General features: G+C 70.3%; 19 protein-coding genes. 6 read left to right on the top strand and 13 right to left on the bottom strand.

From position 1 onward, the window contains the following. Window positions 1-17 precede the first annotated feature (17 nt). A complete protein-coding gene (locus ACFSOX_RS05780; protein WP_378476840.1) occupies window positions 18-983 on the bottom strand; it encodes an MBL fold metallo-hydrolase in 966 nt (321 codons plus the stop codon). 238 nt (window positions 984-1221) lie between these two features. Here ACFSOX_RS05780 and ACFSOX_RS05775 point away from each other — a divergent pair, with 238 nt between their 5' ends. From ACFSOX_RS05775 to ACFSOX_RS05765, 3 genes are all read left to right on the top strand, one after another. Beyond that, entirely contained in the window at window positions 1222-2055 is an 834-nt protein-coding gene (locus tag ACFSOX_RS05775; protein ID WP_378476839.1) for an ABC transporter ATP-binding protein, read from the top strand. 169 nt (window positions 2056-2224) lie between these two features. After that, window positions 2225-3013: an ABC transporter permease gene (locus ACFSOX_RS05770; protein ID WP_378476838.1), complete on the top strand. Its 789-nt coding sequence runs from the start codon at window positions 2225-2227 to the stop codon at window positions 3011-3013. A gap of 174 nt (window positions 3014-3187) precedes the next feature. Continuing rightward, window positions 3188-4336 carry an extensin-like domain-containing protein gene (locus ACFSOX_RS05765; RefSeq protein WP_378476837.1) on the top strand — a complete coding sequence of 383 codons (1149 nt, stop codon included), beginning with the start codon at window positions 3188-3190 and terminating at the stop codon, window positions 4334-4336. 34 nt (window positions 4337-4370) lie between these two features. Here the strand turns inward: ACFSOX_RS05765 and ACFSOX_RS05760 are convergent, their stop codons facing one another. The 5 genes from ACFSOX_RS05760 to ACFSOX_RS05740 all read right to left on the bottom strand — a co-directional run bounded on the left by ACFSOX_RS05760 (window position 4371) and on the right by ACFSOX_RS05740 (window position 9507). Beyond that, on the bottom strand, window positions 4371-5051 hold the full coding sequence (locus ACFSOX_RS05760; RefSeq protein ID WP_378476836.1) for a hypothetical protein: 681 nt from the start codon (window positions 5049-5051) through the stop codon (window positions 4371-4373). A 269-nt stretch (window positions 5052-5320) separates the two neighbouring features. Continuing rightward, window positions 5321-5809: a cyanase gene (gene cynS / locus ACFSOX_RS05755; protein WP_378476835.1), complete on the bottom strand. Its 489-nt coding sequence runs from the start codon at window positions 5807-5809 to the stop codon at window positions 5321-5323. Window positions 5810-5966: 157 nt separating this feature from the next. Next, on the bottom strand, window positions 5967-6908 hold the full coding sequence (locus ACFSOX_RS05750; protein ID WP_378476834.1) for an ABC transporter ATP-binding protein: 942 nt from the start codon (window positions 6906-6908) through the stop codon (window positions 5967-5969). A gap of 142 nt (window positions 6909-7050) precedes the next feature. Continuing rightward, window positions 7051-7890, bottom strand: a complete 840-nt coding sequence (ntrB, locus tag ACFSOX_RS05745; protein ID WP_378476833.1) for a nitrate ABC transporter permease — start codon at window positions 7888-7890, stop codon at window positions 7051-7053. Window positions 7891-8106: 216 nt separating this feature from the next. Beyond that, window positions 8107-9507 carry a CmpA/NrtA family ABC transporter substrate-binding protein gene (locus ACFSOX_RS05740; RefSeq protein WP_378476832.1) on the bottom strand — a complete coding sequence of 467 codons (1401 nt, stop codon included), beginning with the start codon at window positions 9505-9507 and terminating at the stop codon, window positions 8107-8109. Window positions 9508-10001: 494 nt separating this feature from the next. Here ACFSOX_RS05740 and ACFSOX_RS05735 point away from each other — a divergent pair, with 494 nt between their 5' ends. The 3 genes from ACFSOX_RS05735 (at window position 10002) to feoB (ending at window position 14192) form a co-directional block, all read left to right on the top strand. After that, entirely contained in the window at window positions 10002-11726 is a 1725-nt protein-coding gene (locus ACFSOX_RS05735; protein WP_378476831.1) for a cation:proton antiporter, read from the top strand. Between the two features lie 254 nt (window positions 11727-11980). Then, window positions 11981-12295 carry a FeoA family protein gene (locus ACFSOX_RS05730; protein ID WP_378476960.1) on the top strand — a complete coding sequence of 105 codons (315 nt, stop codon included), beginning with the start codon at window positions 11981-11983 and terminating at the stop codon, window positions 12293-12295. A gap of 13 nt (window positions 12296-12308) precedes the next feature. Continuing rightward, window positions 12309-14192 carry a ferrous iron transporter B gene (feoB, locus tag ACFSOX_RS05725; protein WP_378476830.1) on the top strand — a complete coding sequence of 628 codons (1884 nt, stop codon included), beginning with the start codon at window positions 12309-12311 and terminating at the stop codon, window positions 14190-14192. Window positions 14193-14195: 3 nt separating this feature from the next. Here the strand turns inward: feoB and ACFSOX_RS05720 are convergent, their stop codons facing one another. The 7 genes from ACFSOX_RS05720 to ACFSOX_RS05690 all read right to left on the bottom strand — a co-directional run bounded on the left by ACFSOX_RS05720 (window position 14196) and on the right by ACFSOX_RS05690 (window position 21658). Beyond that, on the bottom strand, window positions 14196-14963 hold the full coding sequence (locus ACFSOX_RS05720; RefSeq protein ID WP_378476829.1) for a short-chain dehydrogenase/reductase: 768 nt from the start codon (window positions 14961-14963) through the stop codon (window positions 14196-14198). 1 nt (window position 14964) lies between these two features. Continuing rightward, the gene (locus ACFSOX_RS05715) at window positions 14965-15870 is read right to left on the bottom strand and encodes a polysaccharide deacetylase family protein (protein ID WP_378476828.1); all 906 of its coding nucleotides are present in this window, start codon (window positions 15868-15870) and stop codon (window positions 14965-14967) included. Between the two features lie 263 nt (window positions 15871-16133). Next, window positions 16134-16892, bottom strand: coding sequence for an ABC transporter ATP-binding protein (locus tag ACFSOX_RS05710; RefSeq protein WP_378476827.1), 759 nt, complete (start codon window positions 16890-16892; stop codon window positions 16134-16136). Window positions 16893-16925: 33 nt separating this feature from the next. After that, the gene (locus ACFSOX_RS05705; protein WP_378476826.1) at window positions 16926-17891 is read right to left on the bottom strand and encodes an ABC transporter permease; all 966 of its coding nucleotides are present in this window, start codon (window positions 17889-17891) and stop codon (window positions 16926-16928) included. 64 nt (window positions 17892-17955) lie between these two features. Next, a complete protein-coding gene (locus ACFSOX_RS05700) occupies window positions 17956-18957 on the bottom strand; it encodes an ABC transporter substrate-binding protein (RefSeq protein ID WP_378476825.1) in 1002 nt (333 codons plus the stop codon). Window positions 18958-19085: 128 nt separating this feature from the next. Continuing rightward, window positions 19086-20276, bottom strand: a complete 1191-nt coding sequence (locus ACFSOX_RS05695) for a CaiB/BaiF CoA transferase family protein (protein WP_378476824.1) — start codon at window positions 20274-20276, stop codon at window positions 19086-19088. Continuing rightward, a complete protein-coding gene (locus ACFSOX_RS05690; protein WP_378476823.1) occupies window positions 20273-21658 on the bottom strand; it encodes an amidase in 1386 nt (461 codons plus the stop codon). The genes ACFSOX_RS05695 and ACFSOX_RS05690 overlap by 4 nt, the downstream gene beginning before the upstream one ends.

The raw sequence follows: 21658 nt of genomic DNA, 5'->3' as shown, positions 1-21658 counted from the left end.
GCGTTATGTGAAGCGGATCACACAAGCCAGGGGGTGCCGTCGTCCTCGCGGATCTCGGCCGGGCGGGTGGCCGGGGCGGCGGGCAGCCGCAGCGTCAGGCCCTCGGCCGCGACCAGGGTGCCGGGCCGCATCGCCTCGGCCTCGCGGGCGATGCGGTCGAGGGTCGGGTCGTCGTGGCTCGGGTCGTGGTGGAAGATGGCGAGGCGCTTCGCCCCGGCCGCCGCGGCGAGCCGCACGCCGTGCTGCCAGGTCGAATGGCCGCGGCCGGCATGGGCCGGGTACTCGGCCTCCGTGTAGGTGCAGTCGTAGACGAACAGGTCGACGTCGGCGGCGAGCGCCAGCACGGCCGGGTCGAGCGCGCCGGCGCGGTGCTCGGTGTCGGTCACATAGGCGAGCGCGGCGCCGCCGAACTCCAGCCGGTAGCCGCAGCCGCCGCCCGGATGGTCGAGCGGCGCCGTGGCGAGCACGATGCCGGGATGCGGGGTGAGGGTGTCGCCGCAGCGGAAGTCGGTGAAGCCGATGTCGGCCCGGAAGAAGTCGCCGCCGCCGGGGAACAACGGGTGGCCGACGAGGCGGCGGATCGCCTCGCCGAGCGTCATCTCGGGCAGCAGGTGGCCGGCCCACAGGCGCAGCCGTGCGCCGGGTTCGTAGGCCGGCTGGAAGAACGGCAGGCCCCAGACATGATCGAGGTGGCAGTGGCTGAGGAAGATGTCGGCGTCGACCGGCCGTGGCCGGCCGGTCGCCGGCACGGCGGTCTCGCCGCCGGCGGCGAGCGCCAGGCCGAGCCCGCGCAGGCCCGAGCCGGCGTCGAAGATGATCAGCCGGTCGCCGCAGCGGACCTCGAGACAGGCCGTGTTGCCGCCGTAGCGCAGGGTCGCGGGCCCCGGGCAGGTGACGCTGCCGCGCACGCCCCAGAAACGAACCTGCATGCCGGCGCTCGACATCCCGGTCGTCGATATCCCGGTCATGGACACCCCGGTCATGGACACCCCGGTCTCGGACTCCGTCCGGTTCGTCCGCACGTCTCCGTGCGGCGTTCGCGTCCCCGACGGAAGTAAGCCACGACCGGACGCCGCCGCCAAGTCGTCGCCCGCGCACGCCCGCCGGTTCGCCTCTCGGCGTATGGACGTTTGCGCCGGCGCACGCTATTGCGCGATCCGTCACCGCGCCGGCAGGCCGACCGGCGCGGATCATCATGGGCCATCAGGGAAGGGGAAGGGCGTGCAGCAGGCCGCAGCCCGGGAGCCGGCGGCGCCACGCGCCGTGCATCTCGACGACCTCACCATCGCGTTCCGGCTCGCCGATCGCTCGGTCTTCACGGCGGTGCGCGAAGCGACGCTGTCGGTCGCCGACGGCGAGTTCGTCGCCATCGTCGGGCCGACCGGCTGCGGCAAGTCGACCCTGCTCAACGCCGCCGCCGGGCTGCTGACGCCGGCTGCCGGCGCGGTCGAGATCTTCGGGGCGCCGCTGTCCGGTCTCAACCGGTCGGCCGGCTACCTGTTCCAGGCCGATTCGCTGTTCCCCTGGAAGACCGCGATCGAGAACGTCGCCATCGGGCTCGAGGTCGCCGGCACGCCGCAGCAAGCGGCGCGGGAGGAGGCGGCGCGCTGGCTGACGCGGGTCGGCCTCGGCGGCTTCGCCGACCGCTACCCGCACATGCTCTCGGGCGGCCAGCGCAAGCGCGTCGGTCTCGCCCAGGTGCTGATCCGACACCCGAAGATCCTGTTGATGGACGAGCCGTTCGGCCCGCTCGACGCGCAGACCCGGCAGATCATGGGCAACCTGCTGCTCGAGTTGTGGAGCAGCGACCGCAAGGGCGTGATGTTCGTCACCCACGACCTCGAGGAGGCGATCGCGCTCGCCGACCGCGTCGTGATCATGTCGGCGGGCCCGGCGGCCCGTATCATCGGCGATTGGACGATCCCGCTGGCGCGCCCCCGCGAGGTCGCCGAGATCAAGCTCGACAAGGCCTTCCACGACCTCCACCGCGACATCTGGGCGGTGCTGCGCGACGAGGTGCTGAAGGGCTACGCCCAGACCGGGGGATTGGGGTGATGACGCTCGTCGCCAAGACGCCGCTCGTGGGGTGGGCAAAGCGAAGCGTGCCCACCGTTTCCATCACGATCATCGTCGGCCCGGTCGGATCGTCGTCACGGTGCCGGCGTGGGCACGGCGCTGTGCGGCTTCGCCCACCCTACGAGACGGTCACCGCGAGGAGCTCGTGATGTCCCGCCTGACTCTCGTCGCGCTGCAGATCCTCGTCGCCGTGGTCGTCATCGGCCTGTGGCAGGTGCTGACCAGCGTGCCGATCTTCGGCACCGTCCTGCTGCCGCCGTTCTTCTTCTCGCGGCCCGGCGACGTCGCCGCCCGGATCGTCAAGTGGTTCGCCGACGGGTCGATCTGGATCCATCTGTGGATCACGCTGAGCGAGTCGGTTCTCGCCTTCGTGATCGGCTCGCTCGGCGGCGTGCTGGTCGGCTTCTGGTTCGCCCGCAAGCCGCTGATCGCCGCCGTGTTCGATCCCTACGTGAAGATGATGAACGCGCTGCCGCGCGTCGTGCTGGCACCGATCTTCGCGCTGTGGCTCGGTCTCGGCATCTGGTCGAAGGTGGCGCTCGGCGTCACGCTGGTGTTCTTCGTCGTGTTCTTCAACGTCTATCAGGGCGTCAAGGAGGTGAGCCCGACCGTGCTCGCCAACGCCCGCATGCTGGGGATGAGCGAGCGCCAGCTGATGCGCCACGTCTACTGGCCCTCGGCGCTGTCGTGGATGTTCTCGTCGCTGCACACCTCGGTCGGCTTCGCCGTGGTCGGCGCCGTGGTCGGCGAGTATCTCGGCTCGGCGGCCGGGCTCGGCTACCTGATCCAGCAGGCCGAGGGCGTGTTCGACGTCGCCGGCGTGTTCGCCGGCATGACCGTCCTGGCCGCCTTCGTCATCGTCATCGACATCCTGGTGAGCATGATCGAGCGCCGCCTGCTGGTCTGGCGTCCGGTCGCGGCCGACGCGCGCGGCTGACCCTCCCCGTCCGACGGGGCCGATCGCCCGTCCGGACGGGGGGCGGCTGCGCGCACACCGGCCGCGCCGGGGCCCGTCCCGCTGCCGCCACAATGGCGCCCGAGACCGCTTTGGCGCCGTTTCCGGCGCGACGGCGGCGGCCGCGTGTGGCGGCGGGCGGGGCGGCGAGGGCGCATGCGGGGTTCAGCGTTGGCGGCGGTGCTTCTGGCGATCGCGACCGGCTCGGCCGGTGCGGCCTCCGACGGCGCCGCGTCCGATGCACCCATTCTGCCGCGCGGCACCGTGACGCCGGCGACCGCCGGCTCGCCCCCCAAGAGCGCACCCGCCGGTTCCCCCGCCTCGGGTTCACCTGCCGTCGCGCCGGCGCGTGCGCCTCTGCCGCACCGGGCCGCCGTGCCGCTGCCGCGGCCCCGCCCGGCCGCCGCGCTCGGGCAGGGTTTCCAGCCGGCCTCGGCCTCCGTCATCCTGCTGCCGCCCGCGCCGCCGCCGCTGCCGGCCGGTTTGCCCGTCACGGCGCCGCTGCCGCGACCGGGACCGCCGCGCGACCAGGCCGGGGTGCCGATCCCCGGACCGGCGGGCGATCCGGAGCGCGACGCCGCCCAGGCCGCCTGCCTGGCCCGGCTCGCCGGCCTCGCCGAGGCGGAGCCGGAGCCGCCGGTGCTCGGTCCGGCCGGCTGCGAGACCCGCGAGCTCGTCAAGCTCACCGCGATCCGGCTGCCGGGTGGCGGCCGCGTCGCCATCCACGCGCCGTTCCAGCCGCAGACGCGGCTGCGCTGCACGATGGCCGAGGCCTTCGCCCAATGGGTGCGCGAGGACGTGGTCGCGCTCACCGCGACATCCGGTCCGATCACGGGTCTCCTGGTCGATTCGTCGACCGAGTGCCGCACCCGCAATCGCGTCGTCGGCGCCAAGATGAGCGAGCACGGCACCGGCAACGCCATCGACGTGCGGGCCGTCTCGTTCGGCGCCGGCCGCAATCTCGTGCTCACCGATCACCTCGCCGACAAGGGGGTGCGCACGGCGCTCGCCGAGTCGGTGTGCGGGCGATTCATGACGGTGCTCGGGCCGGGCTCGGACGGCTACCACGAGAGCCACGTGCATCTCGATCTCGCCGAGCGGCGCAGTGGCACCCGGCTGTGCAAATGGGAGGTCCGCGACGCCTCCTGGAAGCCGCCGGCGAAGCCCAAGCCGGACGCCAAGCGGGACGCCAAGCCTGACGCGAAGCCAGGGGCCAAGCCGGCCGAGCCGCCACCGACCGAGGAGCCCGAGGCCGAACCCGACGCGGCCGCGCCGGACGCCGCGGCGGCGGCACGCGAGGAGTGAGCGCGCTGACGCGTGTCGTCCGTCGCGGCTCGGATCAGAGCGGCGGGATGGTCCAGGCCGACAGGGCCGCCGCGGTGTGCGGCTCGATACGGGACGGGGCCGCCGGAGAGGCCGGCGAGGTCGGGCGGGCGGGGGCCGCCGACATCGCCGGCGCGTCGGCTTCCCTCGGCGTCGCCGGTGTGGTCGGCGTGACCGGCAGCGGCTTGCGGGCGGCGCAGCCGCGCATCACCGTGGCCCAGTCCTGGCGGACCCGCTCGATGTCGCTGGTCGGCAGCTTCAGCGTGATGTCGGTCTCGATCACCCGGCGATCGTGGAACAGCTCCGGGCTGCGCGCCTTGACGATGCGCTTGAGCATGCGCACCGCCTCGTCGTCCCACGGGCCTTCCTCGTCGAGCCCCTTCTCGACCCGCTCGTAGACCGGGGTGTCGCCGTGCAGCGTGACGGCGACGTGCCGGATCGGACCCCAGCCGGTCTGGGCCGTCATCAGGGCGAAGCCGAGCCGCGATCGGTCGATCGCCCCGAGATGGACGACGGCATCGTCCACGGCGAACACGCAGGCCTCCTGGTCCACGGCCCGCACGGCGGCGCGGTCGTGGCCCGCGACCGCGAAGCCGAGCGCCTGGGTGTAGGGGTCGGACGGCGTGAACGCATGCGCGCCGGCGAGAAAGATCGCGCCATAGACGGCGAGGGCGGCGTTGACGGCGAGCGAGAGCATGGTCGAGCACCCTGGAGAGCGGCCGAGAGGATCGCGTGGCGCGGGCGAAGGGCGCGGCGCAGATCCGGGCCGGATGCTCGTAGATATACCTATGCTGCGTCGCAGCGAATAGTGTGCGCCGCGGCACAACGCTGTTCGACTTCAGGAAAAAGTCGAGCCCGAATCTCGGAACGCGGACGGCGCGGCAAAGCTGATCATTCGATTGAAACACGGCGGCCCCGGCGAGGCGTTCGCCCGGGCCGCCGTCACGCGGGGAAAGCGCGCTGCGCCTACTCCTCCTTGTAGCCGTAGGCCGGCACGTTGCCGGAGGCGCCGTAGTACTTGAAGGGCAGGAACTTGCCCGACATCGTGATCTTGACGCGGTCGCCCTTCGGGTCCGGCAGGCGCTCCATCTGCATGTCGAAGTCGATCGCCGACATGATGCCGTCGCCGAACTCCTCCTCGATCAGCGCCTTCCAGGCCGGGCCGTTGACCAGCACCAGTTCGTAGAAGCGATAGATCAGCGGGTCGGTCGGCGGCATCACGGCGTCGGCGCCGCGCATCGGCACCTCGTTGAGCATCGCGGTCTCGGCCTTGGAGAGACCGAACAGCTCGCCCGCCTTGGCGGCCTGCGGCTTGGTGAGCTTGTGCTGGCCCAGAAGCGCGCCGACGAGCAGCACCGGCGAGAAGCCGCCGATCTCGTCGCAGATATATTTCCAGCTCCAGCCTTTCTCGCGCTTGATGTCGAGGATCTTCTCGGTGAGGTCGGAACGGATCATGATGAGTCTCCTCTGAAATGTGATCAAATCGTCTGTCACACGTCCGGGCACGTGTTCACCTCTCCCCGGCGGGGAGAGGTCGGATCTCGCGCGCGAGCGCGAGATCCGGGTGAGGGGGTGCCGCCCTCTCGATGAACCAACCGGCGCCGGTCCCCCCTCACCCCACCCCTCTCCCCGATGGGGAGAGGGAGCCGCGGAGCGTCCGCGGCGAATCGGAGTTCTGATCAGGACCGCCTACCACGGCGGGCTCCGGAGCGCCGGGGCGGACGATCGGCGGGGTGCGGCGGTCGAGCGCCGCCTTGTCGGCGTCGGAGAAGCTCTTCGAGCGGGTGACCAGGAAGTCGACGACGTGGTTGCGCACCGCGTAGTAGAGCGGATGCTTGTGGACGTCGTTGCGGGCGCGGTCGGCCGGGAGCGGGTTGTCGACGATCTCGGCCAGCACGGCCTGAGGGCCGTTGGTCATCAGCACGATGCGATCGGCCAGGTAGATCGCCTCGTCGACGTCGTGCGTGATCATGAACACGGTCTGGCCGGTCTCTTGGCAGATGCGCCGCACCTCGTCCTGGAGGGTTCCGCGGGCGAGTGCGTCGAGCGCCGAGAACGGCTCGTCCATCAGCAGGATCTTCGGCTCGATCGACAGCGCGCGGGCGATGCCGACGCGCTGCTTCATGCCGCCGGAGAGCTCCGCCGGACGCTTGCGCTCGGCGCCCGCGAGTCCGACCAGCGCGATGAACTTCTGGGCGTGCTCCTCCACCTCGGCGCGCGACCAGCGCCGCCACTTCGACGCCACAGCGTAGGCGACGTTGCCCATCACGGTGAGCCAGGGCAACAGCGCGTGGCTCTGGAAGATCACGGCGCGGTCGAGGCTCGGGCCTTCGATCGCCTGGTTGTCGACGATGACGGCGCCGTCGGACGGCCGGTCGAGTCCGGCCAGCACGTTGAGCACGGTCGTCTTGCCGCAGCCGGAGTGTCCGATCACGCACGTGAAGGTGCCGCGCTCCATGCCGAGCCACAGATCCTCGAACACGGTCGTGACACCGCCCCCGGCCGCCGGGAAGCGCTTCGAGATGCCTTCGATGGAGATGAACTTGTCGGTCATGAGCCGGCCACGTTCTCTGCCGTCATGCCCGCGCTCGTCGCGGGCATCCACGTCTTGCTGCGGGTGCAGAAAGGAAGGCGTGGATGGCCGGGACAGGCCCGGCCATGACGAGCAATGGATAAATCGGTGAGCCGCATCCCCCTCACTCCGGGAACGTGACGGCGCGGGTGGCACGGGCGAGGATCTGGTCGAGGATCATGCCGACGACACCGATCACCAAAATCGCCGTGATCACGTTGGTGATCGAGAGGTTGTTCCACTCGTTCCAGACGAAGTAGCCGATGCCGGTGCCGCCGACCAGCATCTCGGCCGCGACGATGACGAGCCAGGCGATGCCGATCGAGATGCGCATGCCGGTGAGGATGGTCGGCGCGGCGGCCGGCAGCAGCACCGTGAAGATGCGGCGCAGCGTGCCGACCTCGAGGGTGCGGGCGACGTTGATCCATTCCTTGCGCACCGAGGCGACCCCGAAAGCGGTGTTCACCAGCATCGGCCACAGCGAGCAGATGAAGATGACGAACACGGCCGAGAGTCCGGAGTCCTTGATCGTGTAGAGCGCGAGCGGCATCCAGGCGAGCGGCGAGATCGGTTTCAGCACCTGGATGAACGGATCGAGGGCGCGGCTCATCAGCGGCGACATGCCGATCAGGAAGCCGACGGGAAGCGCCACCAGGACGGCGAGCAGATAGCCGATCATGACGCGAAGAATCGACCAGCCGAGCTGGATGCCAAGCCCCTTGTCGTTGGTGCCGCGGTCGTAGAACGGATCCTTCAGATGGCCCCAGACCGTGGTGGCGACGTCGAGCGGTCCCGGCATCGCCGACTTGCCGGTCGTCGCGGCGGCGCCCATGAGCTTCGCGTACTCGGCATCCATGGCGACGGTCGGCCCGGAGCCGCGTGTCGCCAGATGCCACACCAGCACGAAGGCGGAGAACATGAGCACCGAGACGATCGCGGCGCGAAAGGTCAGGGACCGGGTCATCGTGGCTCCGAAGTGATCAGGCGTCGAACGCTGTGGCTCGTCACCTCTCCCCGCCGCGCGGGGAGAGGTCGGACATTGCGCCGGCCGGCGCAATGTTCGGGTGAGGGGGCGTTTCAAGGGTACGGAGGCGCCCCCTCACCCCGACCCTCTCTCCGCATGCGGGGAGAGGGAGAACGAGCGCTGTGTTTCTGCGCGATCGAGAGAACCGCCCCCGCCTCACACGCGCTTGATCTTGAAGCCGGCGATGTACTCGTCGGGCTTCGCGGGATCGAAGGTCTTGCCCATCACGGCGAAGGTCTTGGTCGTGGTGGTCGGCGGCGTCAGGCCGACCTCCTTCATCAGCTTGGCCGTGTCGGTCGCCAGGAACACCTGATTGGCGACGCTCTTGTAGTCGACCTCGCCCTTGATCTGGCCCCAGCGCTTCATCTGGGTGAGGATCCACACCGCGAAGGACTCCCACGGGAACGGATCGAAGGCGATGCGGTCCGGCACCTTCTTCACGTTGCCGAGCCCGTCCGCATAGGTGCCGGTCAGCACCTGCTCGACCACGGTGACGGGCTGGTTGAGATAGTTGGCCGGCGCAATCGCCTCGGCGATCGCTTTTCGGTTCTCCGCCTTGGTCGCATAGGCGGTGGCGTCGATGATCGCCTTGAGGAGCGCCGCGTAGGTGTTGGGCGCGCTCGTCACGAACTCCTTCGAGGCGGCGAACACGCAGCACGGATGACCGTCCCACAGCTCCTTGGAGAGCGTGTGGATGAAGCCGACGCCGTCGTAGACGGCGCGCTGATTGACCGGATCCGGCGCGAGAAAACCGTCGATGTTGTCGGCACGCAGGTTCGCCACCATCTCGGGCGGCGGCACGGCGCGGATCTGCACGTCGGTGTCGGGGTCGAGCCCGTGCTCCGCCAGATAGTAGCGCAGCAGGTAATTGTGCATCGAGTAGTCGAACGGCACCGCGAACTTGAAGCCCTTCCACGACTTCGGATCGCGCTTGTCCTTGTGCTTCATCGCCAGCGTGATGGCTTGGCCGTTGATGTTCTCGATCGCCGGCGCCGTGTAGGGGATCGGGGCCGCACCGGCCCCGATCGTGATGGCGAGCGGCATCGGCGAGAGCATGTGGGCGGCGTCGTATTCCTTGTTGAGCGTCTTGTCGCGGATCACGGCCCAGCCGGCGGTCTTCACGACTTCCACGTCGAGTCCGTGCTTGGCGTAGAAGCCCATCGGGTGCGCCATGATGATCGGGGTCGCGCAGGTGATCGGGATGAAGCCGACCTTGATCGACTTCTTCTCGATCGCGCCGGCGCCTTGCGCGAACACCTCGGTCGCCGGGCCGAGCGGGAAGAACTGCGACAGCGCGGCGAGCGCCGTCGAGGCGCCGACCGACTTCAGGAAGGCTCTTCGCGCGGCGTCCTGCGGGAACATCGCGCGCATCACGGCGGAGGCGACGACGCCCTTGTAGCGCTCGTCCTCGCTCGTCGGAGCGGCGGCCAGCGGCTGGCGCTGCTGCGCGTCGACCTGTGCGGCGTGATCGTGCTCCATCTGGCTCGCATGGCGGCCGCAGACGCAGCCCGAGGTCAGCCGGCGGTCGCTCCGGAAGGGATCGTCGAAGATGGACATGAGGGCACTCCGTCTCGCCCGCCGGGGCCGGCGGTCGGCACTTGTGCTGCAAAGCATGTGCCAGGGTGCGTCCTTCCGATTCCGCGCATGGGCCGCAGCGATTGTATGCACGTGCTGTATGCAATGCCCAGAATCCGGGCGCCTTGCCGTACCGTGCGGCAGCGCTGCGATGCAGCGTCGGGTTGCCTAAGGCACCCGCCCCGCGCCGGCCTGCGCGTCTCGCCTGCGGCGCGCCCCGACACCCGAGGCGGTGCCGCAACGAAGCGCGAACAGAGTTCCATCAGTCGAATCCGTGGTTTGTTCGCTTCGCACAAACCTGCAGGCGTGCTCCGCCACGGCCTCCCGGGCCGGGCGAAAAAATGCGCTGCCGCGAGACCTCCGCAGAGGGAATCAGGCTTAAGCTGCGTGCCTGATCGGGCGACCGCCTCGCGCCACGGCGCCGGGCGGCCCCGGATCGCCCACCCCCGATGTCACGACGCGCGAGCGGAGACGACGTGCACAGCGCAGGATTGCTGCCGACCATCGTGATCAGCCTGACGATCGCCTTCGTCGGCGGCCTTCTGGCGCGCGCCGTGCGGCTGCCGCCGATGCTCGGTTACCTGCTCGCCGGAATCGTCGTCGGGCCGTTCACGCCGGGTTTCACGGCCGACCAGGCGATCGCCAACGAGCTCGCCGAGATCGGCGTCGCGCTGCTGCTGTTCGGCGTCGGCCTGCACTTCTCGTTCCGCGATCTCGTGGCGGTCCGCACCAGCGCCGTGCCGGGCGCCCTCGTCCAGATCGCCGTCTCGACGACGATCGGCTGGACCGTGGCGAGGCTGGTGATCGGGCTCGATCCGGTCGCCGCCGTCGTCGTGGGCCTGTCGCTCGCCATCGCCTCGACGGCGGTCGCGACCCGGGCGCTCGACCAGCGCGGCCAGCTCACCGCGCCGGCCGGCCGGATGGCCCTCGGCTGGCTGGTCGTCCAGGACATGGTGGTGATCCTGGCGCTGGTGCTGATCCCGACGCTCGGCGCCGGGGCGAGCTCGCCCGGCGAGGTCGCGGTCGAGCTCGGCCGCGCCGTCCTGCAGCTCGCCGGCTTCGTCGCCATCATCCTGGTGGTCGGCCGCAAGGCGATTCCCGCGCTGCTCGGCTACGTCGCCCGCCAGGGCTCGCGCGAATTGTTCACCCTCGCGGTCGCCGTGGTCGCCCTCGGCATCGCCTGGAGCTCGTCGCTCCTGTTCGGCATCTCGATCGCGCTCGCCGCCTTCTTCGCCGGCGTCGTGCTCGGCGAGAGCGACCTCAACCACCACGCCGCCGCCGAGGCGCTGCCGATGCAGCACGTCTTTGCCGTTTTGTTCTTCGTCTCCGCCGGCATGCTGTTCGACCCGACGACGCTGCTGCGCATGCCTCTCGAGATCGCCACCCTGGTGGTCACCATCGGGGTCGGCACCGGGCTCGTCACCATGCTGATCCTGCTCGCCTTGCGGGCGAGCCCGCAGACCGCCGGCATGGTCGGCGCGACCTTCGCCCAGATCGGCGAGTTCTCGTTCATCCTCACCGACCTGGCGGTCCGGCAGGGGCTGCTGCCGAGCACCGGCCGCGACCTCGTGCTGGCCGCAGCGCTGATCGCCATCATGCTCAATCCGCTGATGTTCCCGTTCGCCTTGCGGGTCGCCGAGGGGCTCGGCGAGCGGCCCGCGATGGTGCGCTGGCGTGAGCGGCAGGCGCGCTCCTTCATGGCGCGGCCGGGCGTGCTGGTCGACCACGCCATCCTGGTCGGGCACGGCCGGGTCGGCGCGACCGTCGCGGCCGCACTGCGCCGGCACAAGCTCGACTATGTGGTGATCGAGGCCGACCGCCGGCTCGCCGAGACGCTGCGCGACGGCGGCACCCCGGTGGTCTACGGCGACGCCAGCCGCCCCGAGGTGCTCGGCGCGACCTTCCCGGAGCTCGCCCGACTGATCGTGGTGGCGCTGCCCGACGCCTTCCACGCCCGCCGGGTGATCGCGCTCGCCCGCGCCCTCAACCCGACGATCGAGACCGTGGTTCGCACCCACTCGGAGGCCGAGGCCCTCTACCTCGCCGACGCCGGTGTCGGCCTCGCCGTGATGGGCGAGCGGGAGATCGCCTTCGGCATGTCGGACTTCGCGCTCCAGCGCCTCGGGGTCTCGGCCGAGGACGCCCAGGACACGGTGAACCGGCTGCGGGCCGGCGGTCGCCCCGGAGCGGCGGCCGCGTGACCGGGCGATGCGGCTTCGGTCCGGGGAACCAGGCTCACCCGAACCGAGCGGGCCGTCGCGTCCGTTTTTTCCGGAAAAACACGTAAGTCTTCCGTCGAGGCCGGCCGGCACCAGTTTGCAAACGTTCTAAGCTGCTGACCTGTCGAGCCAATTTTCTTGACTCCGAAGGCCCGGTCCCGGACAAACATGATAGTCGTTCTCAATTGCGTTGTTTCAGGATCGAAGGCCGTCTCATGGCTGATGTGTTTTCAAACCTGCATGCCGTTGCCGACCTCAAGGCCGCCGACCTCAAGGCCGCCGATCTCCAGGCCTCGGTCTCGTCGCTTCCGCTCGGCACCGCGCGGCGCGGTTTCTGCGGCCGCATCGACGCCATCGCGGTGAACGGCCACGCGGTCGGCCTGCCGGCCGGCGAGCTGGAGCGCCGCCTGCTCGAGCTCGGCTTCGTCGAAGGCGCCCGGGTGGAGATCCTGCACGAGGGCATGTTCGGCCGTGATCCGATCGCCGTGCGGGTCAACGAGGCGACCATCGCGTTGCGCCGTCGCGAGGCGATGGCGATCCTGGTGAGCTGACCGGAATTCCGTCATGAGCGCCGCCGAACCGGCCGGGCCTTGGCATCTGGCCCTGGTCGGCAATCCGAACTGCGGCAAGACCGCCCTGTTCAACGCCCTGACGGGCAGTCGCCAGAAGGTGGCGAACTATCCCGGCGTCACGGTCGAGCGGAAGTCCGGCCAGTTCCAGACGCCGTCGGGCCGCAGCGTCCACCTCCTCGATCTTCCCGGCACGTATTCGTTGCGGGCGCGGAGCCCGGACGAGAAGGTGACCCGCGACGCGGTGCTCGGCCAGCTCGCCGGCGAGACCGTCCCCGACATGCTCCTGTGCGTCGCCGACGCCACCAATCTGCGCATTGCGCTGCGCCTGGTGCTGGAGCTCAAGCGGGTCGGGCGGCCCATGATGCTCGCCCTCAACATGATCGACATCGCGAAGAAGCGCGGCTTCGAATTCGATCTGGACCGGCTCTCGGCCGAGCTCGGCATTCCGGTCGTCACCTCGACGGCGGTGCGCCGTGGCGGTGTCGCGGATCTCGTCGCCCGCATGGACGAGCTGATCGCCGACCGACCGGCCGTTCCGGCCGAGAAGGCCTGGGCGCCGCCGACGACCGCCGAGCTGCGCGCCACCCAGCGCGAGGCCGACCGCATCCTCGCCGCCGCCGTGACGCTGCCGGGCCGACCCGACAGCCTGACCGGCCGGCTCGACTCGGTGCTGCTGCATCCGGTGTTCGGCATCGTCATCCTGCTCGCCGTGCTGTTCGTGATGTTCCAGGCCGTGTTCACCTGGGCGACCCCGGCCATGGACGGGATCAAGGCCGGCTTCGGGGCGCTCGGCGCGCTCGTCCAGGCCCATGTGCCGGAAGGCCTGCTGCAGAGCTTCGTCCAAGACGGTGTCATCGCCGGCGTCGGCAGCGTGCTCGTCTTCCTGCCGCAGATCGTGATTCTCTTCTTCTTCATCCTGGTGCTCGAGGATCTGGGCTATCTGGCGCGCGCCGCCTTTCTGATGGATCGGGTGATGGGCGGCGCCGGACTGCACGGCCGCGCCTTCATCCCGCTCCTGTCGAGCTTCGCCTGCGCCATCCCGGGCATCATGGCGACCCGCGTCATCGACAACCGGCGCGACCGGCTGACCACCATCCTGGTGGCGCCGCTGATGACCTGCTCGGCCCGCATCCCGGTCTACGTGCTGATCATCTCGGCCTTCATCCCGGACGAGGAGGTGCTCGGTGCCTTCTCGCTGCAGGGGCTCGTGATGTTCGGCCTCTACGCGGTCGGCATCGCCAGCGCGCTCCTGGTGTCGTTCGTCGCCAAGCGGCTGTTCTGGCGCGACCACCCGACCGAGCCGTTCATGCTCGAGCTGCCGGATTACAAGTTGCCGCGGCCGAAGAGCATCCTGATCGGCCTCTACACCAAGGCGATGATGTTCCTGAAGCGGGCCGGCACCACGATCTTCTCGATGATGGTGCTGATCTGGTTCCTCGCCTCGTTCCCGCGCCCGCCCGAGGGCGCGACCGAGCCGGCGATCGAGTACAGCCTCGCCGCCTGGATCGGCCGGGCGCTGGAGCCGATCACGGCGCCGATCGGCTTCGACTGGCACATCAACGTCGCGCTGGTGCCCGGCATGGCGGCCCGCGAGGTCGCGGTGGCGGCGCTCGGCACCGTCTACGCCATCGAGGGCGGCGCCGAGGCGGCCGACAAGATCGGCGCGACGCTCGCCCAGAGCTGGAGCCTCGCCACCGCGCTGGCGCTGCTCGCCTGGTACATCTTCGCCCCGCAATGCGCCTCGACGCTCGCCGTGATCCGCCGCGAGACCGGCGGCTGGCGTTGGATGGCGGTGTCGTTCGGCTACATGATCGCGCTCGCCTACGCGGCCGCCTTCGTCACCTACAACGTCGCCAGGGTGCTCGGCGCGGGGTGAACGCTAGCCGCGAAACATCTGGCCGCCGTCGACGTCGACCACCGTGCCGCTGAGATAGGCGGCGCGCGGCGAGGCGAGCATCACGGCGAGATCGCCGATCTCCGCGGGCTCGGCGAGTCGCCCGAACGGCAGCGGCCCGAGCGCCTCGCCCCAGCGCTCTGGATCGCCGAAGCGGTCCTCGGCCTTCTTTCGAGCGATCGTCTCGATGCGACCCGTGCGGGTCGGCGACGGATTGATGCCGACCACCCGGACGTTCCAGTCGACGCTCTTCGCCCCGACCGCGCGGGTCAGCGCGATCAGCGCGGCGTTGCCGGCCGAGCCGCACACATACTCGAAGCGCGGCGCCCGGCCGGCCATGCCGACGATGTTGACGATGACGCCGTCGCGCCGCGCCTTCATGGCCTCGAGATGAAGCTGCATCAGGTGGACGTAGCCGAACACTTTCAGTTGCCACGAGTCGATCCACTGCTGCAGGGCGAGACCGAAGAGGTCTCCGCCCGGGATCGCGCCGGCATTGTTGACCAGCACGTCGATGTTTGGATGCGCCTCGAACAGTCTCTCGCGCTCGCTCGCCTGGGCGAGATCGCCCGCGAAGATGTCCACGTCACCGAGCACGGCCAGCTCTCCGGCCGTGGCGTCGAGCTGGGCGGCACCCCGGCCCGTGATCACGACACGCGCACCCTCGCGCAAAAAACTTTCGGCGACGGCGCGGCCGATGCCGCGCGATGCGCCGGTGATCAGGACCGACTTGCCGGCGACTGCGAGGTCCATGTCACGCCCCGGACGTCTCGCCCGCCGGCTCGGCCTCGGCCGGCACGGCGGAGGCGAACCAGTCGGCCAGCCGGCTGCCGGTGAAGAAGCCGACCTCGGGCGAGGCCATGAGCAGATCGAGCATGCGGTCGAGCTCGTGGATGCGGTGCGGCACCGCGATCAGGTGCGGATGCAGCCCGAGAGCGAGCACGATGGCGTTCTCGCGGCACTCCGTCTCGAAGCGCCTCAGCGTGTGCGCGAGCCGTGCCGCCATCTCGCCGGTGGCGTGGCGCTCGATCGCGTAGACGATCGAGTCGTTGATCTCGAGATTGTAGGGGAGCGCGATCAGCGGCCCGGCCGTGGTGGTCATCCAGGACGGGCGGTCGTCCACCACCCAGTCGCAGACATAGTCGAGACCGGCGCCCTTCAGGATGTCGGGCGTGTCGACGGTCTCGCGCAGGCCCGGCGACAGCCAGCCGCGCGACCGCATGCCCGTGAAGGCGGCCAGCATGTCGAGGCTCGCCCGCACCAGCGCCGCCTCGCCGCCCTCGACATGATTGGTGGCCTTCTGGTGCATGCCGTGGCCGATGAACTCCCAGCCGGCGTCGCGCATCGCTTCGGCGGCGGGCCGGTAGGCGTCGATCACGCCGGCATTGATGCTGGTCGAAGCCGGCAGGCCGCGCTCGGCGAACGCTTTCAGGATGCGCGGCAGCCCGGCCCGCATGCCGTAGTCGGCCCAGGAGAAGTTCGGCACGTCCGGCACCGTCTCGCGGCCGTGCGGCGGCGTGACGATGGTGCGCGGCATCGGCTGGTCGAACTGCCAGTTCTCCACGTTGACAACGAGGTGGACCAGGATGCGCTTGCCGTCGAGCGGCGGCAGCGGCGGCCGCGCCGAGGAGAGCCGGTAGGGAATGCGGGGGTTGGACATGGGGCTTTCGTTGTTTGGTCGCGGGCGATCACGGGGACGGAGTTTGGGGCTCACCCCCCTCCCTGTCCCTCCCCCACAAGGGGGGAGGGAATGCAGGAGCCGAGGTGCCTCTCGGTTTGGCGACACTATGAAGCAGACGTCTCATGCGGACTGTGAGTGCACTATGCCGCGAGCCGCAGCCTGCTCCCTCCCCCCTTGTGGGGGAGGGGTGGGGAGGGGGGTAGGCCGCGAACTCCGAACCCGCTCGTAAGCTCCAGCCTCCCTCAATGGTGCACCACGTTCATCTCTTTCAGAATGTCCGCTTTGTAGGCGACGAAGGCGGGGCTGGTCAGGCTGGCGATCGAGCGCGGGCGCGGCAGGTCGACTTCGATCGTGCGCACGATACGGCCGGGTCGCGCCGACATCACGCAGACGCGGTCGGACAGGAAGATCGCCTCGTCGATGTCGTGAGTGACGAACAGCACCGTGGTGCCGAGCGTCTCCCACACGTCGAGCAGGAGCTGCTGCATCGACAGGCGCGTCTGCGCGTCGAGGGCGCCGAACGGCTCGTCCATCAGCAGCGCGCGCGGGTTCATCACCAGGGTGCGGGCGATGCCGACGCGCTGGCGCATGCCGCCGGAGAGCTGCACGGGCAGCGCCTCGGCGAAGGCGTCGAGCCCGACGAGGTGGAGAAGCTCGCGGGCGCGCGGCTCGTAGACGGACTTCGGCACGCCCTGCACCTTCGGCCCGAAGATCACGTTGTTCCACACGTCGAGCCACGGGAACAGCGCCGCCTCCTGGAAGACGACGCCGCGGTCCGGCCCGGGCTTGGTGACCGGGCGGCCGTCGAACAGCAGCGCGCCGGCGGAGAGCCGGTCGAAGCCGGCGAGCAGGTTCAAGAGGGTCGACTTGCCGCAGCCGGACGGCCCGAGGAGCGCGACGAAGTCGCCCTCGCCGATGTCGAGACTCACGTCGTCGAGCGCCCGCACGGTGCGCACGCCCGGAAAGGTCTTGCTGACGTTCTGGAACTGCACGGTGCCCATGGGGATCTCGCTCGGCGGTGCCGGTGTTCGGGCTCAGGAATGGTGCGACTGCAGGCGCCGCCAGGTCAGCGCCCAGCGCTCGGCGAGCAGGACGAGCCTGTCGCTGAGAAAACCGAGCAATCCGATCGTGATCATGTCGGCGATGACGACGTCCATGCGGCCGACGTAATAGGCGTCCCACAGCACGTAGCCGAGGCCGGACTTCACCGCCACCATCTCGGCGACGATCACGGCGGTCCAGCCGATGCCGAGCCCGATGCGCAGTCCGGTGAAGATCGAGGGCAGCGCGGCCGGCAGCACGACGCGGCGCAGGATCGTGAACGGCCCGGCTCCCATCATCAGCGCCGCGCGGATCAGCATGCGCTCGACGTCGCGGGCGCCCTGACTGGTGTTGACCACGATCGGATAGAAGGCGCCGAGCGCGATCAGGAAGATGGCGCCGCCCGGGCCGATGCCGAACACGGCGATCGAGAACGGCAGCCAGGCCGTGATCGGGATGGGGCGGAGGATCTGGATGGTCGGATCGAGCGCGCCGGCGGCGATGCGGTTCCAGCCGATCGCGATGCCGGCCGGCACGCCGATCAGGATGGCGCAGCCGAAGCCCTTCGCCACCCGCTCGGCCGAGTAGAGGAGATTGTCGAGCCACGTGCCCGAATAGGGATTGAGGCCGAGCCCCTGGGCGCCGAACGCCCAGGTGTACCAGGCCGCCCACACGCGGTCCGGCGTCGGCAGCACGCCGCCGAACAGCGAGCCGCCGGTGCCGGCGAGCTGCCAGGCGGCGACGACGAGCACGGGCAGCGCGACGGCGAGCAGCACGCGCCCGGCGAGGCGCGAGGGTCCGCGCAGCGACGCGCCGCGCGGCCGTCCCGAAGCGAGGCCGCTCGCGGCGTCGCTCGGGGGGCGTCCGGCGGTGCCGAGGGCACCGCTCGGCGCGTCGCCAGTGGGCGCAGCGGGAGAGCGCGCGTCGGGGGTCGTGGCCGGCTCCATGATGACCGACATCAGCGCGCGTCCTCGTCTCGTCGTCAAGCCGCGGGGCTGGGCAAACGGATCACGGGCGGCCGGATCACTTGCCGAGCGCCTTGGTGACGAAGCTGCCGTCCCAGGCGCCGTCGATCTGGCCCGAGACGTCCTTCTGGATCACGCCGAGATCCGCGAAGGCCTTGGCCTGGCGCTTGATCTGATCCGGCGACACGACCTCGCCGAGCGTGATGATCTGCGCGGCCTTGGCGGCGATGTCGGGCTGCATGCCGGAGAGCTTGGCGTAGGCCTCGGCGAACTTCGCCGGGTCTTTCTTGAGCTGATCCTGGGCGTCCAGATAGGCCCAGACGAAGCGTTCCATGGCGTCGCGCTTCTTGGTCGCCGCCGTCTTCGACGCCATGATCATGCCGAGCTCGGCGCCGACCGCCTTGGACGAGGAGTATTCGAGGTTCTTGGCGAAGAAGCCGTAGCCCTCCATCACCGGGATCGACTCGAACGGCTCCCAGGTGACGATCCCGTCGACCTCGCCCTTCTTGAGCGCCTGGTTGAAGTTGGCGCCGCCACCCTGGATGTTGACGGCCTGGAAGCTGTTGTAGGGCACGCCCTTCTCGACCAGCGTCGCGGCGAACTGGAACCAAACGGCCGATCCCGGCGCGATGGCGATCTTCTTGCCCTTCAGATCCTCGAAGGAGTCGAGCTTCACGCCGGTGCGACCGATCACGTATTTGGGCGAGGAGCCGACCCCCATGATGCCGACCACGTCGGTCGAGCCTTGCGCGAGCGAGATGGCGAGATCGGCGGGACCGACCGAAGCGACGTCGAGCGAGCCGGCGAGCAGGGCCGTGCGGGCGTCGGCGTAGCGGGCGAACTCGACGAGCTTCAGATCGACCCCGAGCGGCTTGAGCCTGTCGGCGATCATCAGCATCGGCGCGAGATGACCGACCTTCTGATAGCCGACGGTCAGCTCGACCGGTGTCGGGAGCGGCTTCGGCTCGGGTCCGGCGGCGGCGGCCGGCGCGACGAGCCCGAGCGGCGAAACGATCGTCAGCGCGGCGACGACGAACAGGGCGAGGTCTCTACGGCGCATCGGCATCCTCCTTCACGGGACGGGGGTGGGCATGCTGCGTCTGGTCGGACTCACACGATACGGTCTTCGCTTCCTGTCATTCCGAGGCGCTGGCGCGCCGCCGTGGAACGACGGCTCTGCGATCCTCATCAGATCACCCGTTCCTTGCGGAGCGTCTCGATCTCGTCCGGGCCGAGCCCGAGCTCGGACAGGATCTGGTCGTTGTGGGCGCCGGCCGCCGGCAGCAGCGTCGTGAGCGCCGCCGGGGTGCGCGACAGCGCGACCGGCTGGCCGACCAGGCGCAGCGTGCCGCGCTCGGGATCCTCCACCGGCACGGCGATGCCGAGATGCTGCACCTGCGGATCGGCGAACACCTCGTCCATGGCGTAGATCGGGCCGGCCGGCACGTTCGCCTCCTCGAGCAGGGTCAGCCAGTCGTGCGACGTCTTGCGAGCGAACACCGCGGCGAGCCGCTCCTTCAACGCATCACGGTTGCGCAGGCGGCTCTCCTGGCAGTCGTAGTCCGGGTGGGTCGCGAGCGCCGGCTCGCCGATCGCGTCGCAAAAAGCGCGCCACTGGCCCTGGCCGCCGACACCGATGTTGATCCAGCCGTCCGCCGTCCTCATCACGCCCATCGGGGTCGTGTAGGGGTGGTCGTTGCCGGCCTGCTTCGGCACCGTTCCCTCGACCAGATACTTGGCCGCCTGGAAGTCCATCATGGCGATCTGCGCCTGCAGCAGCGAGCAGCAGACCCACTGGCCCTCGCCGGAGCGCGCGCGCTCGGCGAGCGCCACCAGAATCCCGATCGCCGCGTAGAGGCCGGCGGAGGAATCCGCGACCGCGATCCCGGCCCGCACGGGCCCCTGGCCGGGCAGGCCCGTCACCCCCATCAGCCCGCCCATGCCTTGCGCGATCTGATCGAAACCCGGGCGATGCCGATAGGGTCCGTCCTGGCCGAAGCCCGATATCGAGGCGAGGATGATGCGCGGGTTGACGGCTTTCAGATCCTCGTAGGCGATGCCGAGCCGGATCTTGACGTCGGGCCGGTAGTTCTCGACCACCACGTCGGCGGTCTCGACCATGCGCTTGAACAGCGCGAGACCCTTCGCCGTCTTCAGGTTCAGCGTGACGCTGCGCTTGTTGCGGTGGAGGTTCTGCATGTCGGCGCCGCTGCGGGCGCCGTTGGTGCCCTCGTTCGGATCGACGCCGGCCGGCGCCTCGATCTTGATCACGTCGGCGCCGAAATCGGCGAACACGCGGCAGCAGGTCGGGCCGGCCCGCACGCGGGTGAGATCGAGGATGCGCAAGCCGGCGAGCGCCGACGAGGGAGACTTGGTCATGCGGCAAATCCTCCGGCGATCGCGCCCGTGGTCAGCGCGCCCGTGGCGATCGCATCCGTCGTGATCTCGTCGATCGTGATCTGGTCGGCGATCGCGCGCGGCACGCGGCCGTGCCAGGCGGTGCGCGTCTGGAAGGCCCGACCGAGCGCGATGAGCCGGGCTTCGGCGCCGGCGCGACCGACGATCTGGAGGCCGATCGGCAGGCCGGCGTCGTCGAAGCCCGCTGGCAGCGCCAGCGCCGGCAGGCCCAGCACGTTGACGAAGCGGGTGAAGCGGCTGAGCGCATAGAGCCGCTTCGGATCGAAGGCCGGATCCCCGGGCGTCACTGTGGCGACGCGCGGTGTCGCGATCGGCATCACGGGCAGCAACGCGACGTCGGCGTCGCCCAACGTGTCGCGCAGGAACGCCGCGGCGAGCGGCCCGCGCGTCGCCCGCGCGGCGGCCAGCGCAGCGTCGTCGATGGCGAGACCCTTGGCGAGGCGCTTTCTCAGCACCGGCTCGGTGCCGGGATCCTCGATCAGCGCGGCATGGGTCCGCGCGGCCTCGGCCTGCATGATCACCAGCGCCTGCCGGTCCGCCTCCTCGGGGAAGCCGGCCGCAGTCGTGATCACGACGCCGAGGCCGGCGAGCACGGCGGCCGCATCCTCGCAGGCCCGCACGACGGCCGGCTCGCAGTCGGCGAGCGTGTCGATCAGCAGGACGGCGCGGCGCGGCAGTGCCGCGTCGTGGTGCGGCGTGGCCGACAGCACGGGCCACGCATGCGCCAGCGTCGCGGCACTCCGGGCGAAGATCCCGACCGTGTCGAGGCTTGCTGCGAGCGGCATCACCCCGTCGAGCGGCAGAGCCCCAAATGTCGGCTTGAGCGCCGTGACGCCGCAGCAGGCGGCCGGAATGCGCACCGAGCCGCCCGTGTCGGAGCCGAGCGCGACGTCGCAGCAACCGGCCGCGACCAGCGCGGCCGATCCGCTCGACGAGCCGCCGACGACATGATCGAAGCTCCAGGGGTTGAGCGCGCGGCCCCTGGACGCGTTGTGACCCGAGGGCTCGTAGGCGAGCTCGGTCATCTCGGCCGTGGCGATCAGCGTTGCGCCAGCCATGTCGAGTCGGCGCAGCACGCTCGCGCGCGCGCCGGCGTCGATGCAGGGCGCCGCGCGGCCCCAGCTCGGCGCGTGGACGCCGGTCGTGATCATGTCCTTGGCGGCGTAGGTCAGCCCGGCGAGCACCCCGCTCGCCGGCGCTTCGTCCTCCGCCGGCATCAGATCGACGACGGCCCGCAGCGTGCGGCCGCGCGTCGCCACCGCGTCTCGGGCGCGCGAGAGAGCGGCGCGGCGCTGCGCCTCGTCGCGGGACTCCCAGTCGGCGAACCTCCGGGTCGTCCCCAT

It is taken from the genome of Rhodoplanes azumiensis, from assembly GCF_042682915.1.
Classification (GTDB): domain Bacteria; phylum Pseudomonadota; class Alphaproteobacteria; order Rhizobiales; family Xanthobacteraceae; genus Rhodoplanes; species Rhodoplanes azumiensis.
The sequence above is the reverse complement of the archived record's forward strand: the minus strand, read 5'-3'. Positions and strand labels throughout refer to the sequence as shown.

Coding starts and splice junctions, on each gene's coding strand:
- ACFSOX_RS05780 (WP_378476840.1), bottom strand. CDS start 983: ATGACCGGGGTGTCCATGACCGGGATATCGACGACCGGGATGTCGAGC.
- ACFSOX_RS05770 (WP_378476838.1), top strand. CDS start 2,225: ATGTCCCGCCTGACTCTCGTCGCGCTGCAGATCCTCGTCGCCGTGGTC.
- ACFSOX_RS05765 (WP_378476837.1), top strand. CDS start 3,188: ATGCGGGGTTCAGCGTTGGCGGCGGTGCTTCTGGCGATCGCGACCGGC.
- ACFSOX_RS05760 (WP_378476836.1), bottom strand. CDS start 5,051: ATGCTCTCGCTCGCCGTCAACGCCGCCCTCGCCGTCTATGGCGCGATC.
- cynS (WP_378476835.1), bottom strand. CDS start 5,809: ATGATCCGTTCCGACCTCACCGAGAAGATCCTCGACATCAAGCGCGAG.
- ACFSOX_RS05750 (WP_378476834.1), bottom strand. CDS start 6,908: ATGACCGACAAGTTCATCTCCATCGAAGGCATCTCGAAGCGCTTCCCG.
- ntrB (WP_378476833.1), bottom strand. CDS start 7,890: ATGACCCGGTCCCTGACCTTTCGCGCCGCGATCGTCTCGGTGCTCATG.
- ACFSOX_RS05740 (WP_378476832.1), bottom strand. CDS start 9,507: ATGTCCATCTTCGACGATCCCTTCCGGAGCGACCGCCGGCTGACCTCG.
- feoB (WP_378476830.1), top strand. CDS start 12,309: ATGAGCGCCGCCGAACCGGCCGGGCCTTGGCATCTGGCCCTGGTCGGC.
- ACFSOX_RS05720 (WP_378476829.1), bottom strand. CDS start 14,963: ATGGACCTCGCAGTCGCCGGCAAGTCGGTCCTGATCACCGGCGCATCG.
- ACFSOX_RS05715 (WP_378476828.1), bottom strand. CDS start 15,870: ATGTCCAACCCCCGCATTCCCTACCGGCTCTCCTCGGCGCGGCCGCCG.
- ACFSOX_RS05710 (WP_378476827.1), bottom strand. CDS start 16,892: ATGGGCACCGTGCAGTTCCAGAACGTCAGCAAGACCTTTCCGGGCGTG.
- ACFSOX_RS05705 (WP_378476826.1), bottom strand. CDS start 17,891: ATGTCGGTCATCATGGAGCCGGCCACGACCCCCGACGCGCGCTCTCCC.
- ACFSOX_RS05700 (WP_378476825.1), bottom strand. CDS start 18,957: ATGCGCCGTAGAGACCTCGCCCTGTTCGTCGTCGCCGCGCTGACGATC.
- ACFSOX_RS05695 (WP_378476824.1), bottom strand. CDS start 20,276: ATGACCAAGTCTCCCTCGTCGGCGCTCGCCGGCTTGCGCATCCTCGAT.
- ACFSOX_RS05690 (WP_378476823.1), bottom strand. CDS start 21,658: ATGGGGACGACCCGGAGGTTCGCCGACTGGGAGTCCCGCGACGAGGCG.